At 60.4% G+C, this 21406-nt stretch carries 16 protein-coding genes; 9 read left to right on the top strand and 7 right to left on the bottom strand.

Annotated features, from left to right (window positions below; translation table 11 throughout):
• The first annotated feature begins 541 nt into the window (after positions 1-541).
• Positions 542-3298 (top strand): TonB-dependent receptor, encoded by a 2757-nt coding sequence (locus tag FKL89_RS13265; protein ID WP_162527516.1) that lies wholly within the window; start codon positions 542-544, stop codon positions 3296-3298.
• On the opposite strand, the gene FKL89_RS20185 is transcribed toward FKL89_RS13265, so the two are convergent.
• Complete coding sequence (locus FKL89_RS20185; RefSeq protein ID WP_162527515.1) at positions 3283-3420, bottom strand: hypothetical protein; 138 nt, start codon at positions 3418-3420, stop codon at positions 3283-3285. The genes FKL89_RS13265 and FKL89_RS20185 overlap by 16 nt on opposite strands.
• Before the next feature lie 48 nt (positions 3421-3468).
• On the opposite strand from FKL89_RS20185, the gene FKL89_RS13260 reads away from it, so the two are divergent.
• Complete coding sequence (locus FKL89_RS13260; RefSeq protein ID WP_162527514.1) at positions 3469-5463, top strand: S9 family peptidase; 1995 nt, start codon at positions 3469-3471, stop codon at positions 5461-5463.
• A gap of 93 nt (positions 5464-5556) precedes the next feature.
• Here FKL89_RS13260 and FKL89_RS13255 read toward each other — a convergent pair whose 3' ends face one another.
• Positions 5557-7569: a S9 family peptidase gene (locus tag FKL89_RS13255; RefSeq protein WP_156863265.1), complete on the bottom strand. Its 2013-nt coding sequence runs from the start codon at positions 7567-7569 to the stop codon at positions 5557-5559.
• A 513-nt stretch (positions 7570-8082) separates the two neighbouring features.
• Between FKL89_RS13255 and FKL89_RS13250 the strand changes: the two genes are divergently transcribed.
• The 6 genes from FKL89_RS13250 to FKL89_RS13225 all read left to right on the top strand — a co-directional run bounded on the left by FKL89_RS13250 (position 8083) and on the right by FKL89_RS13225 (position 14761).
• Positions 8083-10842 carry a TonB-dependent receptor gene (locus FKL89_RS13250; RefSeq protein WP_156863264.1) on the top strand — a complete coding sequence of 920 codons (2760 nt, stop codon included), beginning with the start codon at positions 8083-8085 and terminating at the stop codon, positions 10840-10842.
• 434 nt (positions 10843-11276) lie between these two features.
• Positions 11277-12161, top strand: coding sequence for a MotA/TolQ/ExbB proton channel family protein (locus tag FKL89_RS13245; RefSeq protein ID WP_156863263.1), 885 nt, complete (start codon positions 11277-11279; stop codon positions 12159-12161).
• Positions 12162-12191: 30 nt separating this feature from the next.
• Positions 12192-12623, top strand: a complete 432-nt coding sequence (locus FKL89_RS13240) for an ExbD/TolR family protein (protein ID WP_156863262.1) — start codon at positions 12192-12194, stop codon at positions 12621-12623.
• A gap of 35 nt (positions 12624-12658) precedes the next feature.
• Positions 12659-13081 carry an ExbD/TolR family protein gene (locus FKL89_RS13235; protein ID WP_156863261.1) on the top strand — a complete coding sequence of 141 codons (423 nt, stop codon included), beginning with the start codon at positions 12659-12661 and terminating at the stop codon, positions 13079-13081.
• Between the two features lie 53 nt (positions 13082-13134).
• A complete protein-coding gene (locus FKL89_RS13230; RefSeq protein ID WP_156863260.1) occupies positions 13135-13833 on the top strand; it encodes an energy transducer TonB in 699 nt (232 codons plus the stop codon).
• 409 nt (positions 13834-14242) lie between these two features.
• Entirely contained in the window at positions 14243-14761 is a 519-nt protein-coding gene (locus tag FKL89_RS13225) for a lipocalin family protein (protein ID WP_162527513.1), read from the top strand.
• A gap of 43 nt (positions 14762-14804) precedes the next feature.
• Here the strand turns inward: FKL89_RS13225 and FKL89_RS13220 are convergent, their stop codons facing one another.
• The 4 genes from FKL89_RS13220 to pcnB all read right to left on the bottom strand — a co-directional run bounded on the left by FKL89_RS13220 (position 14805) and on the right by pcnB (position 19571).
• Positions 14805-16874 carry a type IV pilus assembly protein FimV gene (locus FKL89_RS13220; RefSeq protein WP_156863258.1) on the bottom strand — a complete coding sequence of 690 codons (2070 nt, stop codon included), beginning with the start codon at positions 16872-16874 and terminating at the stop codon, positions 14805-14807.
• Between the two features lie 90 nt (positions 16875-16964).
• Positions 16965-17612 (bottom strand): deoxynucleoside kinase, encoded by a 648-nt coding sequence (locus tag FKL89_RS13215; RefSeq protein ID WP_156863257.1) that lies wholly within the window; start codon positions 17610-17612, stop codon positions 16965-16967.
• A 1-nt stretch (position 17613) separates the two neighbouring features.
• On the bottom strand, positions 17614-18147 hold the full coding sequence (gene folK, locus FKL89_RS13210) for a 2-amino-4-hydroxy-6-hydroxymethyldihydropteridine diphosphokinase (protein WP_156863256.1): 534 nt from the start codon (positions 18145-18147) through the stop codon (positions 17614-17616).
• A 32-nt stretch (positions 18148-18179) separates the two neighbouring features.
• Positions 18180-19571, bottom strand: a complete 1392-nt coding sequence (gene pcnB, locus FKL89_RS13205; protein WP_156863255.1) for a polynucleotide adenylyltransferase PcnB — start codon at positions 19569-19571, stop codon at positions 18180-18182.
• Between the two features lie 255 nt (positions 19572-19826).
• On the opposite strand from pcnB, the gene ppa reads away from it, so the two are divergent.
• Positions 19827-20360, top strand: coding sequence for an inorganic diphosphatase (gene ppa, locus FKL89_RS13200; RefSeq protein ID WP_156863254.1), 534 nt, complete (start codon positions 19827-19829; stop codon positions 20358-20360).
• Positions 20361-20377: 17 nt separating this feature from the next.
• Here the strand turns inward: ppa and FKL89_RS13195 are convergent, their stop codons facing one another.
• Entirely contained in the window at positions 20378-21307 is a 930-nt protein-coding gene (locus FKL89_RS13195) for a peptidoglycan-binding domain-containing protein (RefSeq protein WP_156863253.1), read from the bottom strand.
• Between the last annotated feature and the right edge of the window lie 99 nt (positions 21308-21406).

The following is a 21406-nucleotide window of genomic DNA, read 5'->3' as shown; positions in this document are numbered from 1 at the left end:
CGGTTGGTACGCGCCAGCCGGATGGTCGCCGGTCGCCTGCTGCCATCGCCAGCGCGGCCATCATGTGCGCTGCTGCCACTTGCCTCGCTGACTCAGTTGGCATTTGCCATCAACATGCGTTCACACGATCGTTGTCGTACATCTAACGTGCTGTTGTAGCGGTGCAACGTCTGCTGATTGGCTCTGGCCTGAAAGGCCCATTATGAAAGGGCTTGGCGCCGCTTTTACGGGAAAGTCGACTTTTAGCGAAAATCGCGTGAAAGCCCTGCAAACAATGGGCTTCGTCAAAATTCCTGTAACGATTCTGTACAGCTGTTCAGCGCTCCGGATGACCTCAGTTTCGGATTCAGGTACTGGCCGGTCTTGGAAAAATCGCTTATATTTCAAAGAATTACAGAGATTGAGCCTGCGAGGCTTGCAACGGAGGGCGGAACGCTCCGAAGCGCCCGGCAGGACATCCCTGTAGGCGAAATGACGGCTTGATGACAGAATTAAAAAGTCATTCTTCCAACCGCCCGCAATGGGGATTACAGAGGTATTTATGATTAAAAAGAAGCAATTGGCTGTCGCTATCGCGGCAACTTTTGTGGCCACCGGGGTTGCTTACGCACAGCAACAGCCGCAGAAGGTCGAAAAAGTCGAGGTAACCGGTTCCAACATCAAGCGGACCGATGTTGAGACCGTTGCGCCGGTTGACGTCATCACCCGTGAGCAGATCGAGAAGTCCGGTCAGCCCACCATCGCTGAAGTGCTGCGCAACGTGCCGGCCAACAGCGGTAACTCGTACAACGAAAGCTTCTCCAACAGCTTCGCACCGGGCGCCTCGGGCATCTCGCTGCGTGGTCTGGGCCAGAAAGCCACCCTCGTGCTCATCAACGGTCGTCGTACCGCTGGTTATGGCTTCGCGCAAAACCTGCAAGACACCTTCGTTGACCTGAACTCGATTCCGTCGGCGGCTGTTGAGCGTATCGAAGTGCTGAAGGATGGCGCCTCCGCCATTTACGGCTCTGACGCGATCGCCGGTGTGGTGAACGTGATCCTGCGCAAGGATTACAAAGGCATCGAAATGTCGGCTGGTGCGGGCACTGCTGCCGGCAAGAACGACTATCGCTTCAGCGCCACTGGCGGCTTCGGCGACCTCGGCAAGGACAAGTTCTCGGTCCTCGGCGTGTTCGACTACTACAAGCGTGATCTGGTCAAGCTGAGCGACACCGACTTCGGTGCCTCGCGTGACTGGCGTGGTCGTGCAGGCGGCGGTCGTAACTTCGACTCGCTGACCGGCCTCGGCACGTGGCAGCAATACACCAACGCCGGTGTTGCGACCCAGAACTTCCAGGCAGTGCCTGGCTGTAACGCCGCTGGTGGCACTTTGATGACCGGCCCGCAAGCTGTTGCTGCCGGTTTGATCAACCTGTCGTCGAACCAGTCGGCTGCCACGCTGGCCACGCTGCAAGCGCGCGCTGCTGCCACCAACACGTTCTGTACTTACAACTCGAACAACGCGATCACCGCGCTGCCGGGCACCGAGCGTTTTGGCTTCCTGGGCCGCGGCACGGTTGAAATTTCGCCGAACCTGCAAGGTTATGCCGAGGTCGGTCTGTCGCAAGTCAAGAGCAACCAGATCTTCACCCAGCCGTTCTTCAACACGACCGGCCTGACCCAGACTGCGGTTGGCTTGCGTCCGTTCAGCTACACGGTGAACTTCGCCCCCGGCGTCGCCGGCAATCCGTTCAGCACGCTGGCTCGCTACGCTGGCTCGCTGAGCGACATGGGTACCCGCGACACCTCGATCAAGTCTGACACCTATCGCGTGCTGGCTGGTTTGAAGTGGACGGCTGGCTCGTGGGACGGTGACAGCGCCTTCGGCTGGTCGCGCAACGAAGTGACGTCGACCAACACCAACCGTCTGAACATCGCTGGCGTAAGCGCTGCGTTCGGCATCTCTTCGGCTGCCCAGCCGCCGGTGCCGACATCGAACAGCTCGACTTACAACCTCAACAATCCGTCGGCCAACAGTGCTGCGGTTCGCGATTCGATCCGCGCCAATTTTGACCGCAAGTCGGCTTCGGAACTGTTCTTCATTGACACCCGCGCATCCACCGAGTTTGCCCAGCTCACGCTGCCTGGCGGCCCGGTTGGCCTGGCGGTTGGTGCTGAGTACCGCGCCGAAAAGCTGAAGGACAGCCCGGCAGCGATCGCCCAGCAGGGTTTGATCCTCGGCCAGGGCATCACCAAGACCGACGGTGATCGCAACAGCATCGCGGTGTTCGCCGAAGCCAGCCTGCCGATCCTGAAGAACCTCGAGGCTCAACTGGCCGTTCGCTCTGACCGCTACAACGACTACGGCAGCTCGACGGTGCCGAAGGTTGGCCTGAAGTGGAAAGTGTCGCCGGAAGTCGTGCTCCGCGCCAACTGGGGCCAGGGTTTCCGCGCTCCGACGCTGCCGGAAATCTCGCCGTCGGTCGCCACGTTCTTCACCCAGGTGAACGATCCGGTAACGGGCGCTTCGGGCATCAACATTTCGGGTATCTTCGCGGGTAACCCGAACCTGAAGGCGGAAACGTCCAAGAGCGCAACGATCGGTGCCGTGTTCGAACCGACCCGTGACCTCAACATCGGCGTTAACTGGTACCAGATCGACTGGAAGGACCAGGTTGGTTCCTACAGCTTCCAGAACCTGGTCAACAACAACGGCGTGATCAACGGTGTTCAGCAGGGTATCGTTACCCGTGATCCGGCGACCAACGCGATCGTGTCGGTGCAAACCAACTACACGAACCTCAGCGAAGTGACCACCCGTGGTTTTGACTTCGACCTGAACTATCGCCTCAACACGCTGTACGGCAAACTGGGCTTCCGCGCTGGTGGTTCGTACCTCGAGAAGTACGCGATTGATGGTGACGAGTACGTAGGTGGCAACGGCTACACCTCGCTGCCGCGCATTCGTGGCTTCGCGCAGCTGTCGTGGGAGCAGGGTCCGTACTCTGCTGCTCTGACCGCGAACTACATCCACAGCTACTACCAGCAGCTGCTGGCCGCGAGCTACTTCTCGACCGCCAACGATCCGCGTTTCCAGACCGGCGTATACGGCGACAAGATCGGTTCGCGTACCACGCTTGATCTGTTCGGCGCTTACGAGTTCAACAACAAGCTGAAGATCTCCGGCTCGGTGCTGAACATCGCCAACAAGCAACCGCCGTACGATCCGGGCACGTCCTCGACGTTCCTGTATGACTTCACGCAGTTCGACGTGCGTGGTCGTGCATATCGCCTGAACCTGACCTACAAGTTCAAGTAATAGGCGCAAAGCCCCTCGCGGGGCTTCGGAAGAGGGGCTTCGGCCCCTTTTTCTTTTTGTGCGACGCCCTTCTCCGGGTGGTAATGTGTCGGCTGGTGCCGTTTCACCAGATCGCGCAGCATGGCATCATTGCATCTGCCGACGCCCGCTTCCCACAGGACTTCCGACGCATGAACACACCACTCTTTCGCTTTCTCGCGCTCTGTCTCGGCGCGTTTCTGCTGCCACTCCCCGCTGCGATCGGTCAGGGCGCTGCAGAGATCCCGGTCGAAACGCTGTTCAAGAAGACCGAGTACCGCTCGCTGACGTTTTCGCCGGACCAGAAGTCGATGGCGGCGTTGATGCCGGTAAACAGTCGCTACAACCTCGTCATCATCGATCTCGATAAACGCGCTGCCACGCGAGTGACCAACTTCGACAAGGCTGATGTGCTGAGTTTCTGGTGGGCGAGCAATGATCGCCTGCTGTTCACCACTGGTGACATGCAGCAACTGGCGGCCAACGCGGGCGACGGTGGCTTGTTTGCCGTGGATCGTGACGGACGCAATTCACGCATCCTGGTGCAGCCGATCACGGCGACACCTGGCCAGTACGTTGGCCGGCAGACCAGTTTCGTTGGCCGCATCAAGGACAGCAGGGACGAAGTGATTGTCTCCGCGAATGACCGCTCTGCCGATTCGCAGGATCTGTATCGCATGAATATCGTGACCGGGCGCAAGTCACTGATCAGCTTTGATTCGCCCGGCAAGGTGAATGACTGGGTTCTGGATCGCAACAATCTGGCTCGCGCGGCCTATACCGAGGATCAGAAGGAGAACGTCTACGCGTTTCATTACCGCGCCTCCGACAAGCAGCAATTCAAGGTCTTGCGTCAGTGGGATCACATGTTGAAGGACGTGGTGATTCCGGTTGGTTTCGACACGGACAACAAGACCATGTTCGTTGCCAGCAACATCGGCCGCGACACTGTCGCTTTCTTTCGCTTCGACCCTGAAGCTAACAAGCTGGGTGAACTGATTTACGGCGATGACCGCTTTGACATGGTGAGTCCAGGCCCGCTCGGCGGTGGTGGCGGCGCACTGCGGTTCAGTGGGCGCGACGAAGACCCCGGCAAGATCATCGGCGTCACTTACGATGCCGACCGGCGCAAGACCGTCTGGTTCGACCCCGCCGTGCAGAAGACACAGGCCATGCTCGACGCGGCGCTGCCGGCGGGCTACAGCAATCGCTGGAACCCGAATCATCGTCGTTCGCTGGTCATGTCGTCGTCTGACACTGATCCGGGGCGCTACTACATCTTCGATCAGGACAAGAAGACGCTGGAGGAAACTGGTGTTCGTCCGGCACCCTGGATTGACCCGAAGCAGATGCGGCCGATGCAGTACGTATCGTGGACGGCGCCAGACGGGCTCAAGGTGGACGGCTACCTGACGCTGCCGGCGAGTTATCGACCTGGGGCTCCGGTCCCCTTGATCCTGCATCCGCACGGTGGGCCCTGGGTGCGGGATATCGGCGGCTTCAACCCCGAAGTCCAGTTCATGGCGAACCGAGGTTTTGCCGTGCTGCAGCCAAACTTCCGGGGGTCGACCGGATACGGCCGCCGTCACCTCACGTCCGGCTACATGCACTTCGGCGATACACCCATGGAGGATCAAATTGCGGGCGTCGAATGGGCCATCAAGGAGGGTTTTGCCGATCGCAACCGCATTGGCGTTTTCGGCGCCAGCTACGGCGGCTATTCAACGCTAATGGTGATGGTCATGCGGCCGGAGCTCTTCAAGTGGGGCGTCAACTACGTGGGCGTTGCCGACATGTTCGTCAAACAGGACACGCAGCCGGCCCAGAAGTACTCTGACTTCGGCTATCTCGCCAAGCTGGTCATCGGTGACCAGAAAGCCAATCGCGAGATGTTTGAACGGATGTCACCGGCGCGCTACGTCAGCAGGATCCAGGGCCCCGTATTCCACGCCTACGGCGGCGAGGATCGCAACGTCGATATCGAAAACGGTCGCGTCATCCGCGCGGCGTTTGAACGTGCCGGTAAAGCGCACGAGTGGATGTTCGTGGCCGATGAAGGGCATGGCTATCGGCTCGACAAGAACGTTTTCGAGTTCTACAAACGCTTCGATGCCTTCATCAAGAAGAACACACCGAATCCCAGGTAGCTGCCGACACAAACGGTTCGCCCGCTAGCGGTCAGCCGGCAACAAAAAAGGAGGCCTCGGCCTCCTTTTTTGCTGGTTGTTGCGGTTGGCTTGCTATTTGCCGATCTGCTCGTCGAGGAACTTCAGTACCTGGGTGTACAGGTCGATGTTGTTCTCGAGTCGACCGAATCCGTGGCCTTCCTTTTCCTTGATCACAAAGGCCTTGGCCGGGTTGCCCGCAGCCTTGAGTGCCTTGTCCATGCGGATGATCTGGTCGATCGGGACACGGATGTCATCCTGACCGGCATACAGGAACACAGCACCCTTGACCTTGGTCGCATTGTTGACCGGTGAAATGTCGCGTACCAGCTGTGACTTCAGGTCCTGCACGCCGATGATGGCTTTCCAGAAGTCGACCGCCGCCGGGCTGCTGACGTAGTCCGTGTCCAGCGAGGTGTTCTGATAAACGAGATCGGCGACGGCGAGGCCGGCGACGGCGCACTTGAACAGATCCGGCGTCTTCACCATCGCCTGCAGCGACGCGTAACCACCGTAGCTTGCACCCGAGATGCAGGCTCGCTTTGGATCGGCAAATCCCTGCTCGACAGCCCATTTCAGTGCATCTTCGTGATCTTCCGACATCTGGCGGCCGATGGTGCCAAAGCCTGCCGTGTAGACCTTGCTGCCGATTCCCGGTGTGATGCGGAAATTGGGCACTACAACGGCGTAGCCGCGCGAGGCGAACAACTGCCCTTCGATAAAGCCGAATCCTGACCCGAAGCGATCCGCACGGACACTTGGACCGCCGTGAATGTGAACGATGGTCGGCAACTTGTCGCCCTGTTTGTAGCCTTTGGGCAGGAAGTAGTAGCCGGTGATTTCAAGTCCGTCGCGCGTCTTGTAACGGAACGGACGTTGTTCGACCAGTTTTCCGTCCAGCCACGGGCGCGAGGCACCGACTTCTTCCAGCGTGCGCTTCTGCTCGTCGAGCAGGTACCAGCGCGTGGACTTCTGATCCGAGAAGGAAGTCACCAGCAGCCGTTTGCCATCGGGCGTGCGCCGGAACGTATTGACCATCCCCGGAAGCGCTGCATCGAGCATGGCCTGGGTTTTGGCCCGGCCCTCGTCGGTCCAGACCGTCTCGGGCTTGTCACCGTTGACCTGATAGCCCAATACCCGGTCGGTTTCGCCTTCCACCAGAACGCCGGCCACGCGGTCGCCCTGCGAGTCTGCGCCCATGTCGAAACGCGGGTGCGACGCGATCATTTCACCGACTTTCTTTGTTTCCGGGTCGTAGCGATAGATTGCCATCGTGTCGCGGTCGCGGTTGGTGGCAATTTGCAGCGTCTTGTTGTCCGACTCAAACGCCAGCGGAACAAATACCGCGCCCTTGTCGCGCGAATAGCGTGCGATCTCTTCCCACGGGCTGCCTTCGCCCTTGCGGTAGTAGACGACACGGGTAATTTCATCCTTTACGCCGGCAACCACGACACGCGGCACCAGCTTGCTGTCGAGCATCCATTCAATGGTCAGATCGGCCGGGCGGCCGGAGGTGAGCAGGGTGGTGCGACCGGTATTGAGGTTCAGTCGGTACAGATCGACGGAATCGGCCGACGTCTGGTTGCCCTCGGCAATGACCTCGTCAGTGTTGCCCGGGATCGTACGGTGCAACGACAGGCTGCGATACACATACTGGTTGCGTTGCCGCGTTTCCCGGACGGTCGGCGCCAGGCGGCGCGCGCCGGAGCCATCGCGACCGACGACGAACAGGCCACCACCGTCGAATTGACCAGCGCCAGTGGGCGAGTTCGCCTGCCCCAGCGAGAAGATCAGACGGTCATCGCCAACCCAGGCAACATTGATCACGTCGTAGTCATCAAATGCCGTCAGCAGGTTGCCCTTGCGGGTTTCCATGTCCATCACCAGCAGGTTCATCCGGCCCTTGAACGGCGCCGTCGCCGCCAGGTATTTGCCCGAGCGCGACAGCGTGGGGCCGGCCAGGCTCGGGCTCTTCCAGATGTCCTCGACCGTCAATTGATTGGCAGCGGGGGCGGTGGCCGGCTGTGCCTGCGCGCTGGCGCCAAACAGTGGCACCGCCAGGGCGAGAATCGCAACTACTTTACGCATCCTAACTCCAGATTGCTGCGTGCGAAGCACGCGAAAGTAAACCTGAAAAGTTAGCTGAATATCGGGCGCCTCGACACGTCGCTGGTCGCAATGTGTCGTCGCTCGTCACAAAGACGGCGACGCACTCGAACTCGCGGTCTGTATCACCTGAGATTGCGCGGGAGGTAGTGTCATGTGGCGTGTTGTAGCTGCGCAACGCATGTGGCAGCGGCATTTTCTGGAAATGGCCTTTTAATGCGGCCTGAAAGCCTATTTTGCAAAAAGTCGACTTTACTGAAAAAACGTGTGCAGGCCCCGTAAAATAAAGGAAAAGTCGACAAAGATGATGGGTTCGGATTTGCATCTTACGATGTAATATGAGCGCCGATTCGGCATCAACGGGCTGTTCTCGATGCGTTCAAAACAACGCCAGATCAAGCACTTACGAGACATCCGGCAGGTGCTCACATCGTCACCGGGTCCGGCGTCGCAGCGGACAGCGTCTGACCGGTAGCTGACAGAACCGCACTGAACATGCAGAATGCTCAGGTCATATTCATGTCATCTTTCGGGGATCTTTTTATGCAAATCAAACGGAAGCACCTTGCCGTTGCGGTTATCAACGCCGTGGCAGTGATGGCGAGCGGAGCTGTTTACGCGCAGTCGGAGCCGCAAAAAGTCGAACGGGTAGAGGTTACGGGGTCGGCCATTAAGCGCATTGAGGCTGAGGCGGCATTGCCCGTCCAGGTAATGACGCGCAAGGATATCGAGCGCACTGGCGCCACGTCCGTGGCGGAATTGGTGCAAAAACTGCCTGCCGTTCAGGGATTCACCGAGGCTTCGCAGTCAGTTGGTGGCGGAGGGGGCGGGTTGTCCTCTGCGTCTCTGCGCGGATTGGGCGGCCAACGCACACTCGTTCTGCTGAACGGCCGCCGGATGGCCGCATATGCGGGCCAGACGCTGACGGGTTACGGTGATGGTATCGACCTTAATCTGCTTCCACTCGCCGCGATTGAGCGCGTCGAGATCCTGACCGATGGCGCCTCCACACTCTATGGAACCGACGCTATCGCTGGCGTGATCAATTTCATCACCAAGTCGACCTACTCTGGCATCGATGTTGCCGGTTCGTATTTTTCTCCGCAGAAGTCTGGCGCCAAGGAATACACCGTATCGGCGACCGCGGGTGTCGGTGACCTGCAAAAAGACGGCTACAACTTCATGATCGCCGCCACGCACAACGATCGTGAACAGCTTCGCGCCGATCAGCGTGATTTTTCCCGTACGGGCATTCTCTCGTTCAACTACAACGGCCAAACTTACGACTTCTTCAATGGTTCGAGCCGCGGCATTCCGGGCAACATTCGTCCCAGCACGGAAGCCGACATCAATGCGCTCGGTGCGCGCAACCCGTATTTCATGGCCAATGGCCGTTGCCCTGACCGTCACGTTGCGATTGGCCGTCAGTGCTTCTTCGACTATGCGTCGACCCTAGAGATATACCCTGAACAGACTCGTACCAGCGGTATGTTGTCGTTTAGCAAGCGTCTGGGGGGGGATCACACCCTATTTGGTGAGCTGCTGTACGCCGAGTCCAAGATGATCTCGCGCATTGCCGCGCCGCCAGTTGACATCCCGGTGGCCACCACAAGTCCGTTCTATTCCTATGCTCGCGCTTTGGGATACACGGGCAACGTCACGGTCCGCTGGCGTCTTTGGGATGCCGAAAACCGCACCACTGAGGATACTGGCAAGGCGACCCACTTCACCCTCGGTAGCAAAGGGGTGGTAGCCGGTTGGGATTACTCGACTGCGTTTACCCACTCGGAGAACAAGTGGGCTGAGAATTATTTGGCTGGCTGGATGAAGTCCAATGAACTTCTGGCCGCCCTCGGCTCTGGCACGTTGAACCCGTTCGTTGGACCAGGGCAGCAGTCGGCAGCAGCTTTGGCGACGATCAACGGCGCTGTTTATCGTGGCATGTACAAGAGCGCAGACACTGCCTTGACGATGGTGGACGTCAAGGCATCGCGAGAGCTCTTCGCTGCGCCTGGTGGCACGTCGATGATCGCTGTCGGCGCAGACTTCCGGCGCGAATCCAATACCTACACACCGTCGGCTATCGCTCGCGCGCAGGGTAACGTCATCGCTGGCGACAGCGCTGCGGAAGAGCCCTACGATCTCGCACGTCGTTCATTCGGCGCCTTTGCCGAGGTTGCTGTTCCTCTTACCAAGACGCTGGAGCTGACTGGTGCAGTGCGTGGCGATCACTACTCGGACATCGGTAGCACGACGAATTTCAAGCTGGCCGGACGCTGGCAGCCCACTCAACAAGTGCTGGTGCGTGGTTCGTTCGGGACGGGGTTCAAAGCACCGAGCATCGCGCAGGTTTCCAACATTCATCAGCTCTACGGTGTGACAGGTGGGTCGTATACCTGCCCGTTCCCGGCTAGCGATGCGATGGCGCGATACTGCGTTCCTGGCAGCACGCAGTACAACGTGTTTGCGGAAGGCACGCCAAATCTGAAGGCAGAAAAGTCTCAACAGTTCACACTGGGCGTGCGCTTCGAGCCTTCGCCGATGGCCACCATTGGTGTCGACTACTGGTCGATCAATCTGAAAGATCGCATCAGCCAGCTCGACGAAAGCGTGGTGTTCGGTGATCCAGTGCGATATCGCAATCTGTTTACAACGTACACAGATCCGACTTCCGGTTCGACTGACTTGGCCATCCTGCTGAAGAACGCCAACCTCGGCAAGAGTCAGACCTCCGGTCTTGACTTTGACGTCGCGCTGCGCTTCAAGACACCTGTTGGACAGCTGACCTCACAGCTTCTGGCGACATACACGCTGAAGAATCGCTACCAGCGTGAAAATGGCGGCGCTTACTTTACCGACCTCGGCAACTTTAACGACGGCGGTGTTACGTTCCGGTTCCTTGGTCGTTGGATCAATACGCTCGAATACGGCAAGTGGACGCACTCGGCAACCGTGAACTACAAGTCTGGCTACGGAGATCAGTTCCAGAGCGCGGACGATTGCCTTGTATCCGATGCGAACGGTGATTGCGTTGATATCCGCCGTGAGGTCAAGCCGTACGTCACCTTCGATTGGCAAACGGTCTATCAGCACAACAAGAACCTCAAGCTCTCGCTCGGTGTTCTGAATCTGCTTGATCAGGACCCGCCGCTGAGCATCAAGACCGTGGGCGGTCACCAGCTCGGCTATGACAATCGGTACACGGATCCGCGTGGCCGCACGTTCTACGGGCGCATCAACTACACGTTCAAGTAGTCGTTGCTTTTCTGCGGATTTGCGATAATCCGCAGCTTGCTCAGGCCGGCGCCGCCAAATTCTGGTGGGCCGGCTTGTGCTTTGTCTGTTCCCGTTTATCGATCTTGACGGTCAGCAACGCTCACAAGGCGTGCCCGACTGTTTTCTCACAAGGAATGCAGGTATTTTGCAAACAGGCGCTGTCCTGCGGCTTCGTCCCGTGCGGAACCGTTCGATTCATGCTCGCGCATCAGGCTGTGGCGGTTACGCCCGGCTGCGAGCTTTACCCCCACCAGTTCTTGCTTATGCCTCCCCGGTTTTGATCCGTGGCACGAGCGGTGGTGTGCAGTTTGCTTCTACGTTACATTCCCCTTTTCCAATCAAACTAGTGTCATGTATGATGTCGTACATCGACGATGCCGTGAGGCAAAAAGGAGTCTTCTGTGTCCATTGAAATGAAAAAAGCAATTCGCCGTACTGGCAGTGCACTGATGGCCGGCTCAGTGCTGTTCGTCTCGCTGGTCAGCGCCCCGCTGTCCGTTTTCGCCCAGACGCCCGCTGCTGGTGGCGCGCCCGCCGCGTCGTCTTCCGCTGCACCGGCGGCTACCCCTGCAGCTGCTCCGACTCCCGCAGCTGCCCCGGCTCCGGCGCCGTTCCAGGCAGGCAAACCTGCCACCGAAAAAGTCGAAAACCCCTACGGCCTGAAGGCGCTGTGGGCGGAAGGCGACGTCGTTGCCAAAACCACCCTGATCATCATGGTCATCATGTCGGTCGGCACCTGGTACATCATGGTTGCCAAGCTGCTTGAACTGTCCAAAATCGGCCGCCAAGCGAAGCAGGCCGAGAGTTCCTTCTGGAGCGCTCCGTCGATTGCCCAGGGCGTTGAGTCCCTGAAAGAGCAAAGCCCGTTCCGCTTCCTCGCTGAAGCCGGTCTCGAAGCAACCAAGAAGCATGAAGGCCTGCTTGCGCATATCAGCTTCTCCGACTGGGTTACGCAGTCGATCCAGCGTGCTACCGACAGCGTGCAAAGCAACATGCAGAATGGTCTCGCGTTCCTTGCTACTGTCGGCTCTACCGCCCCGTTCATCGGGCTCTTCGGTACCGTTTGGGGCATTTACAACGCGCTCGTGAAGATCGGTGTGTCCGGTCAGGCGTCAATTGACAAGGTTGCCGGTCCGGTGGGTGAGGCGCTGATCATGACGGCCATCGGCCTCGCCGTCGCGGTTCCGGCCGTGTTGGGTTACAACTTCATCGTCCGTCGTAACAAAACCACGATGGACAAGATCCGCAACTTCGGCTCCGATCTGCACTCGGTGCTGATCGCGTCCGGCAAGAAGTAATCGCAAGAATCTGACAACGGAGCCTGAACCATGGGCATGAACGTTGGCAGCGCCAGCGGCGACGAAGACCAGGTCAACTCGACCATCAACACGACGCCTCTGGTGGACGTGATGCTGGTGATGCTGATCATCTTCCTGATCACCATTCCAGTGGTGACGACGTCGATCAAGGTGCAACTTCCGAAGGAAGAAATACAGATCCGCGAATCGAAGCCGGAGAACATCGTTGTTTCCGTCGATGGCAACGGCCGCATGTTCATGTATGACACGCCGATTCGTGATATCCGCGATCTCACCGATCGCCTGAAGAAGTTTTCCAAGATGGATCCGCAACCCGAGGTGCATATCCGGGGCGATCTGGCGGCAAACTATGACGGCGTCGGTCGGGTCATCTTCGCGTGCCGCTCCGCAGGCATTTCGAAGATCGCGTTCCTGACCGAACCTGCAGCGCGTGGCGAATAGCCGCGCCGCACGCAGACATAAGAAGGATTGAACCTATGGGAATGAACCTGGGTAATTCGAGCGGTGATGCGGACGTCATGGTCGACATGAACACCACCCCGCTCATTGACGTGATGCTGGTACTGCTGGTCATGCTGATCATCACCATTCCGATTCAGTTGCACTCGGTCAACATGAATATGCCGCCGCCGAGCCCCAACAAGCCGCTGGTGGAACCGGAAATCGTCAAGATCGACATTGACGAAAACAGCGTTGTGTACTGGAACGGTGCGGCGATGCCGAACCGGGCTGAACTTGAGGCAAAAATGGCAACAGCGGCGGCGCAACAAACGCAGCCGGAAATCCATTTGCGGCCCAACAAACTCGCCAAGTACGAGATCGTTGCCTATGTGATGGCTGCCTCGCAACGCGCGGGACTGGTCAAGATGGGCATCCTCGGACACGAGCAATTCCTGTAAAGCGCTACGCCATAGAGCACGACGCCAAAAGCTGAAGAAAGCGCTGAACACGCATGGATTACACCTATAAACCCGCGAAATCGAGCAAGCGAACGATCGCCATCGCCGCCGTGCTCGCTCTGCACGCTTTCATTGTCTACGCGCTGGTCACCGGGCTGGCGCGCAAGGCAGTGGAAGTGATCAAGAAGCCGCTGGAAGCGAAGATCGTGGAGGAGGTCAAGTTGCCGCCGCCACCGCCACCGCCTCCACCGCCTCCGCCACCGCCGAAGCAGCCGAATCTGCCGCCACCGCCTCCCGCCGCGCCGCCGCCTCCGTACGTGCCGCCGGTTGAAGTCGTGGTGCAGGCACCGGCCGCGCCGACGATTACCACGACGACAACCGAACCGCCGAAGACCGATTACAAGATCGCGCCTCCGGTTCCGCCGGCACCGCCGGCACCGCCTGCGCCACCGCCGCGACCAGCGGTTACGCGTCTCGGCATGTCGGCGCTACCCAACCCGTGTCGCCCGGATTCGCCGCCGGCCCGCGACATGAACAAGGCAGGTATCGATCGCATCGACGGTACCATCCTCGCGACAGTCAATCCCGATGGTTCGTTCTCCAACGTCCGGGTCCGGGAAGTGACGCCAGGCAACATGCGCAATGCTGTACAGCGTACGTTCAATGGCCCGCTGACGGATCCAGCATGCCGTACCGAGAAATCGGACAGCAGCCACGAGGTTGAGATTCCGTTCACCATGAAGCTCGACTGATTGTTTCTGCCGGACCGACGCGTCGTCTGACGATGACGCGTCTGGGTCGAACAGACGCAATTGCACGAAAAGGCGACCCTTGCGGTCGCTTTTTCTTTATGTACTTGCTGGCATCGCGGCTACGCTCGTGCGCGCCGAGAAGTCCTGCTCGCCCATCGGGAACGGTGGCCGAAGCACGATAATCTGCGGTCTTACCGCCTGAGATCCTTGTCATGCTGTTTCTAGTTACACGCAACAACGATCGCCGTCGTCGGCGAACTGTCGGCCCCTGCTCCACGCAGGAAGGGCGCCTCGACAACGACATACCCAATTTCCTGTGGGCCGTACAGGCGTCGTGGCGTATATGAGTCATCTGCGTGCAATTGCTTCTGCGCTGTTGCTGATGCCAGCGGCAGCCAGCAGTGCCAGCATGGACGTGACGCCAGTACAGTCGCTGGATGTGTCACGCTATATGGGGAGCTGGCACGAAATTGCGGCGATTCCGCAGTTCTTTCAACGCAAATGTGTTCGCGATACGCGGGCGACCTACTCCCTGGACCCAGGTCAGCCGTTGATCATTGTTGAAAACGTCTGTACCAGAGACGACGGCGGCAAGGAACGGGTTCTGGGCCGGGCGCGTCCAGTTGAAGGGCAAGCCGCATCACGCCTGGAAGTCACATTTCTCGATCTGTTTGGCGAGTACCGTTTCTGGGTCGCGGCCGACTATTGGGTCATCGCTCTTGACCCGCAATATCGCTGGGCAGTCGTCGGGCACCCGACACGGCGCTATGGATGGGTGCTGTCGCGTGAGCCGCGCCTTGCGCCAGTTGTGCTGGCAGAGATCATCGGGCGCATCAAATCGCAAGGTTACGACGCTTGCCAGTTTGTGGTGACGCCGCAGACCGGGGGGCTTTCCGTGCGGCGCCCGCTTTGTGAGGCTCTGCCGTGACGTGAGTCCTTTGTTGCCCGGAAGTCGTGGCCCTAAGGGCAGCTCACGACCTTTCGGGCGGCGGCATGTTGCGCAGAAACGAGTCAAGTTCGCCGGGCTTGGGGGTGTCGATCATGTCGAGCGAAAGGTCCCACTTCGGCGTGCCGTCCGCATCGTTGGCGCCGCGTGACTCCCAGTCGGCGGCAGGGAACTCAACCGGTGCGCCCGCTGCAATGCCCTCATGCACCTGCAACAACAGGAGGATGTCGCGATACGCCGCCAGGCTGAAGCCAAGCCGTGAGCCGCCGCGGTTGTCGTACAGCAGTTCCTCAAGAAACTTCTTGGCCTCTGCCGTGCCCCAATCGCGCTCGATTCGGGACACGAGATGCGGGAACGCTTCCAGGCCATCGTCCAGCGCCAGCTCATGGCCATAGTTGTCCCAGTCGGGCATGCGTCCGTTGAACTGTTTGCGAAATCTGGGCGCCAGCTCGTCGTAGCCGGCTCGATTGTTGGTGCGCCGGTACAGATCAAAAATCATCAGCCAGGGCGCCGGTGATGAGTGTTCCACATCCTGGCCTTCCTGGCTGTCGATGTGAGCGCGCAAAATTTCAATGGCCTGATCGTTGCGACCAAGGTCGGAGTAGACCTGAGCCTCATCGGTGATCTGCGACAACTCGGTCACGTCGACGTGCGACTCCGTGTCGCGCAACTGGAACAACGGGCTGATCAGCCGGTCGGATGCCTCGCTGGCCTCCTTTGCAGTCATCGGCGCCTGGGCGGGTGTCGCTGCTTTGGTTGACGGCCCTTCGTCCGCTCCTGGCGACGATTCGCCCGAGTTTTGCGATGCTGTTGAAGTCGCGGTAGTGCGGGCGGCCGTGGTATTGACCACGGTCCTTGTTGGCATCACCGTGTCAAATTCGTCGCCCGTCTGCACGACAGTCACCGGGCCGGCATTGGCAAACTGCACTTGCGAGCGCTGCGCCTGCCGCTGCCGCACCAGGAACACGATCAAGCCGAGTACCAGCAGGCTTGCCGGTATCCAAAGCCATTTCTTCCAGTCCCACTCGCTAGCCGCAGCGCTGGCGATTGCTGGCTTGCCAGCGGATTCGGCGGCGCCGGTTTTGGTGGTCACGACAGCGCTGCCGCCGGCGGCAGCGATTTGTGCCTGAAGCTCAGCCAGACGGCGCTGGGCCACGACCAAATCCGCTTCCAGCCTGGGCGCAAGGTCTTCTTCGATCGGTGCTGCGAACAATCGGGCACGCCGCTCCTTCGCGATAGCCGCCTGCAGTTCGTTACTGCCTGTAGCTGACGGTGCGCCCCCGGCTGCGGCGCTGGTATCGAAACTGGGTAAGTCACTGGCGATGCGCAACCGCGGTATGGCCAACGCGGCGATGGAAGCATCCTCGATGGCAACGCCGCCTGCGGCCGCGCCGCCCTGGACGCGCAGTTCGTCGGGGCGTGGTGATGCCGGCTTCGCTTCGTCCTTGCCAACCACTGAGCGGCCCGCGCGGGATGAAGCTCTGGTCGGTGCGGCAATTGTCGACTCATTCGCCACGGCGGGATTCCCGGCGCTGGTGCGACGGGACTTGGCCCGGGCCGCTGATCGGTCTCCGGCCTTTGGCGAAGACTTTGCTGCGGCAACATCGCCCGCCGGGTTGTCGACCGTGCGTGCACCCGACTCGGCCTGCGGTGGTGAGATCACCGGTGGCAGTGGGGGCGCTGCGGCGCTTTCACGAGCGGTCAGCGGAGGGGGATCAAGCAGGATCGTGTATTCGCGCCGGATCGGCGTGTCACAGATTGCCTCGATGGCGACGCGAACAACCGGTTCGTCGACGGATCGGGCGCTGCGCACCAGTAACCGCGGCGTATTGCCGAGGTCCAGTTCTATGCGCGCTTGACTGACTGAGGACAAGCCGTCGGCACGGCTGGATGTGGCAATACGGAAGCAGCGTGCTTCCAGCGAATCACCAGGGGCGCCCAGCAGCGGAATGCTCATGCGCAGGGGTTGTCCGAGGTAGGACGTGACCTGCTCGGTACCGAAAGACAGTGCAAGGCTCGACGGTGCGACCGCGACCAGCGCGAGCGCGACCGCCACGCGCAGATACACACGCTCCGACACAACCCGAGGCGTCAACCGATACTCCCCACGATTACTTTTGATATGAACTCCGACCAGAGGGAGTGTAACCAAGAACCGCCGCCGGCCTGTCGCGCGCCGTCCTGTTCAGCCGATGGCATCGACGTTGAAAAACTCACGGCTGCCGCGCATCTGGGCGATGCGCTGGACAAGCAAGTCGAGGTGGTCGGGGTTGTCGACGAAGTTCAGACCGTCAGTGTTGACGAACAGCACCGGGGCCGCGTCGTAGCGGTGGAAAAGTCTGACATAGGCGTCGGACAGGCGGACGAGGTAGTCTGCTCCGACCGCCTGCTCATAGCGAATGCCGCGCTGCCGCACCCGTGCGAGCAGGGTGTCGGATGACGCTTGCAGCGCCAGCACCAGATCGGGGCGTGGCGACTGCGGCTGCAGATGCGCATACAGTCTGCGATACAGCGCCAGTTCATCCTCGGCCAGCGTGAGCTCGGCAAACAATGGATCTTTGTCGAGCATGAAGTCGGCGACCACCACGCGCTGAAACAAACTGAGTTGCGCCAGATGTTTCACCTGGTCGGCGCGCTGAAACAGAAAGTTCAGCTGCGTTGGCAAGGCGTAGCGAGAGGGCTCGGCGTAAAAGCGGGCAAGAAATGGATTGTCCGCCGGAGCTTCCAGCAGGAGTTCAGCGCCAAGGCGTTCACCCAGAAGTCGTGCGAGACTGGTCTTGCCGACTCCGATGGGGCCTTCGACGACAACGTAGCGCAGTCCGGTCAGATCCATCTCATGCCGCCTGCCTGACTGTTTGGACGGCGTTGATGGCGGCGGGTGGCATTGCCCGCAGCAGATCAGCCGCCTTGCCATGACCCGGAACCTCGGCGCCCGGTGCGATTTCCGCCAGCGGACGTAGGACGAAGGCGCGTTCGTGCATCCTTGGATGGGGCAAGGTCAGCCTGGCCGAGTCGATGGCCAGATTGTCGTAGAGCAGGATGTCGATATCGATGGTCCGCGCAGCGTTGCGTTCGTTGCCGCGCACGCGTCCGTGATCCTGCTCGATACGCATGGTTGCACTGAGCAGGGGCTCCGGGTCAAGCGTCGTGTCAATTGCGGCCACGGCATTGATGTAGTCAGGCTGCGCTGACACTGCGCCCCACGCAGCGCTTTGGTAGAGCGATGAGACAGCAACCACCGCAATGCCCGGGATCTGTTGCAACGCCAGTATCGTACGCAGTACCTGCTGTTGCGGCTGCAGCAGGTTGCTGCCCAAGGCAAGGTAAGCCCGATGCCAGCCAACTCCGGGGGTGGCGACGTCAGCCATTCTTGCCGGCGGTTGGCCGCGCCAGGGCACTGCTACTCGATGCTGCCGCCGGTGTCACCAGTGCCACCGTCATTGCTGTCATCGCGCCGCTTGCGGCCCCTTCCGCCGCGCGAGCGTCGCCGGCGCCCGCCTGCGTCGCTGGTGCCGCCGCCGTGCTTGAGTTGCGCGCGTTGCCGCTGGCTGATCAGCTCCTGGCGGATGTCCGGATCGGACTCGATGAAGTTGGTCCACCAGTCCGCCAGTTCCTGCTCGATCTCACCGGCCGCCGCGCGCAGCAGCAGGAAGTCGTAGGCAGCGCGGAAGCGCGGCTGCTCCACCATGCGCAGCGCCGCCTTGCTGGTGCGCTGTTCGAAGCGTGGCTGCATCAGCCAGATTTCACGCGTGATGCCGGCAAACCGCTGTGGCAGTGTGATCGTCTCGCGCTGTTCGTCGATCACCTGCTCCATTGCCAGCATCAGTGCCGGCACATGATGCTCGCCGCGCGCTTCAATCTCGCTCCAGCGCTTCACCACCTGGTGCCAGAGCAGGCTGGCGAACAGGAAGGCGGGCGATACCGGCTTGTCTTCGCGTACCCGGCGATCCGTGTTGTCGAGCGCCAGCTCGATGAATTTCTGGCCACCAGGCTGCTGGTAGATCAGGTCGAGCAGGGGTAGCAAACCCTCGGCGAGACCGTGTTTGCGCAGCTCGGCGAGGGTGGCATTGGCGTAGCCGGAGAGCAGCAACTTCTGGATTTCGTCAAACAGGCGCGCCGGCGGCACGTTCTTGATCAGCTCCGAATGCTCGCGAATCGGTGTCGCGGTGGCCTTGGCGATGCTGCAATTGAGTTTTACGGCGAGGCGCACCGCACGCAGCATGCGCACCGGGTCTTCGCGGTAGCGCGTTTCGGCGGTGCCGATCAACCGCAGCGTGCGCTTCTCGACGTCCTTCAGGCCGCCCATGAAATCGACCACGACGTCTTTCGTCGGGTCGTAATAAAGCGCGTTGATGGTGAAGTCGCGCCGCGCAGCATCCTCTGCCTGGGTGCCGTAGACGTTGTCTGAGGTGATGCGGCCGGTGGCATCGGCCTCGACCTCGCCGCCGCGATTGCTGCGGAAGGTAGAGACCTCGATCGTCTCATCGCCGAACATCACGTGAACGAGCTTGAAGCGGCGCCCGATGATGAAAGCGCGGCGGAACTCGTGGCGCACCTCTTCCGGCGTCGCATTGGTAGCGACGTCGAAATCTTTCGGGATGACGCCAAGCAGCGCGTCGCGGACGGCACCGCCGACGATGTAAGCCTCGAACCCGGCCCGCTGCAATTTCTCGCAGACGTAGACGGCGTTCCTGCTCATATGCTCGCTGTGGATGCCGAGCGCCTTGCCGGAATGTTCGACGCGCACCGGCTTCTTGCGGGGCAGCACACGTTCGATGAATGCTTTGATCATGCGACGAAAGCCTATGCAACGGCCGCGACCGGATGGGTTCGCGGTGCGCGTCCCAAGGCGTCGTCATTGCGCTGGCCGGTCGCAGCGGGTGCAGACCGGGCAGTGAAATGACCCCGTGGGACGGCGGTGGAAAGTGCGCGAAGTATAGCGAGCATGCGCCTTGCAGCGCACCGGACAAGCTCGCTGCGCCAGTTTTGCGTCAGGTCGAGCCACTACAATGCTGCGACGCAACAAATCCGTTTTCGCGAGACCTCCATGGCATTCGATAATCTTTCCCCCGGCCGCGACGTTCCCAACGACATCAACGTCGTCATCGAAATTCCGATGAATGGCGAGCCGATCAAGTACGAAGTCGACAAGGCCACCGGCGCGATCTTCGTTGACCGCTTCATGTCGACAGCGATGCACTATCCGTGCAACTACGGCTACATCCCGAAAACGCTCTCGGGAGACGGTGATCCGGCTGACGTGCTGGTGCTGTCGCCAGTGCCGCTGATGCCCGGGGTGGTGGTGCGATGCCGCCCGATCGGCATGCTCAAGATGCAGGACGAAGCTGGTAGCGACGAGAAACTGCTGGCGGTACCGGTCGACAAGCTGACCAGCATCTACCGCAACGTGCAGAGCCCACGCGATCTGCCGCCGATTGAGGTGGATCGCATCACCCACTTCTTCGAGCACTACAAGGATCTGGAACCGGGCAAATTCGTCAAGGTGCTTGGCTGGACCGAGGCCGCTGACGCGCGCGCCGAGATCATGGCCGCGATGGAGCGCTTCAACGCCAAGAAGTAGTCGCCGGGACGGCGGCGTCAGGGCGCTGTTCCCCAGCCCGGTGGCACCCAGGCCATCGTGTAGTCCGGGATGATGAAGCGCCAGAATTTCGAGAAGCGTGGCCACGGTACCGAGTTTTGTTTCGGGCTGTTGGCCGGCGCGTAGTTCAGCGCATCAATCATTACCTTGCGGTTGCGGCTGACCCAGGCGTCGCGAATGAGGTCACCGCCCTTCACAAACAGCGGAATGTAGACGGTGTGGCTGCCGACTTGCGCGGCCAGGGTGCCCATGCGGTCGAAGCCGCGCACCTCCTTCAGCCAGTTGTAGTAGCCGACGTGGATGCGCACGGCTTCCTCGTTGTTGGCTAGTATTCGCGCCGCCACCTGCTCGCCGCGCTGCGCCTTTGACGTACCCGGCGGATCAACCGGCAGCCCCGCCCAGGCGTAGTACTCCTGCTTGTCCGGGTTACCGGTTTCCATCTGGCCGAAGCCGCTGGCGGGCCCATCCTTGCCACTGTCGGTGATCTGGCGGCGGTTGCAGAACTGCGACTCCTCGAAGAAGATCGAGAGGATGATCTCGGTGCTGAGCGACGAGCGGTTGTGGCGCTCAATCGCCGCCTTCAGCGTGAACAGGTCCCATGCCTTCTCCGGCTTCCACAGGCCGCCGCCGGGGCGGTCGTTCTTGCTGAACTCGAAGCTGAATTGTGGCGGCTTCGAGCCGGGGATCACACCGGGAATGCCAATCGACATCAGCGCGTCGTCGATGCGTGACCAGGTCACCGGCCCCACCACGCCGTCGATGACGATACCCAGTGCGGCCTGAGCCTCGCGCACACGGGCGCCGGTTTTCGGTCCAAACATGCCGTCCACGATCAGCATCGCGTACTCGGTTGGCAACGCGTTCAGGGCCGCCTGCAGGATTTTGACGTCTGGCCCCTTGGAGCCCTGCATCAGTGTCGGTTTGGCCATGTTGTTCCCCTCGCTTTGCTGTTTCTTTTACCGCAGTAGCACGTGCGCACTGCCGCCGGCCGCTTGCCGCACAACCACAAGCCTGAATAGACGAATAAC

The sequence above is a fragment of the Casimicrobium huifangae genome, from assembly GCF_009746125.1.
Lineage (GTDB): Bacteria > Pseudomonadota > Gammaproteobacteria > Burkholderiales > Casimicrobiaceae > Casimicrobium > Casimicrobium huifangae.
The sequence above is the reverse complement of the archived record's forward strand: the minus strand, read 5'-3'. Positions and strand labels throughout refer to the sequence as shown.

Coding starts and splice junctions, on each gene's coding strand:
- FKL89_RS13265 (WP_162527516.1), top strand. CDS start 542: ATGATTAAAAAGAAGCAATTGGCTGTCGCTATCGCGGCAACTTTTGTG.
- FKL89_RS20185 (WP_162527515.1), bottom strand. CDS start 3,420: ATGCTGCGCGATCTGGTGAAACGGCACCAGCCGACACATTACCACCCG.
- FKL89_RS13260 (WP_162527514.1), top strand. CDS start 3,469: ATGAACACACCACTCTTTCGCTTTCTCGCGCTCTGTCTCGGCGCGTTT.
- FKL89_RS13255 (WP_156863265.1), bottom strand. CDS start 7,569: ATGCGTAAAGTAGTTGCGATTCTCGCCCTGGCGGTGCCACTGTTTGGC.
- FKL89_RS13250 (WP_156863264.1), top strand. CDS start 8,083: ATGCAGAATGCTCAGGTCATATTCATGTCATCTTTCGGGGATCTTTTT.
- FKL89_RS13245 (WP_156863263.1), top strand. CDS start 11,277: ATGAAAAAAGCAATTCGCCGTACTGGCAGTGCACTGATGGCCGGCTCA.
- FKL89_RS13240 (WP_156863262.1), top strand. CDS start 12,192: ATGGGCATGAACGTTGGCAGCGCCAGCGGCGACGAAGACCAGGTCAAC.
- FKL89_RS13235 (WP_156863261.1), top strand. CDS start 12,659: ATGGGAATGAACCTGGGTAATTCGAGCGGTGATGCGGACGTCATGGTC.
- FKL89_RS13230 (WP_156863260.1), top strand. CDS start 13,135: ATGGATTACACCTATAAACCCGCGAAATCGAGCAAGCGAACGATCGCC.
- FKL89_RS13225 (WP_162527513.1), top strand. CDS start 14,243: ATGGACGTGACGCCAGTACAGTCGCTGGATGTGTCACGCTATATGGGG.
- FKL89_RS13215 (WP_156863257.1), bottom strand. CDS start 17,612: ATGGATCTGACCGGACTGCGCTACGTTGTCGTCGAAGGCCCCATCGGA.
- folK (WP_156863256.1), bottom strand. CDS start 18,147: ATGGCTGACGTCGCCACCCCCGGAGTTGGCTGGCATCGGGCTTACCTT.
- pcnB (WP_156863255.1), bottom strand. CDS start 19,571: ATGATCAAAGCATTCATCGAACGTGTGCTGCCCCGCAAGAAGCCGGTG.
- ppa (WP_156863254.1), top strand. CDS start 19,827: ATGGCATTCGATAATCTTTCCCCCGGCCGCGACGTTCCCAACGACATC.
- FKL89_RS13195 (WP_156863253.1), bottom strand. CDS start 21,307: ATGGCCAAACCGACACTGATGCAGGGCTCCAAGGGGCCAGACGTCAAA.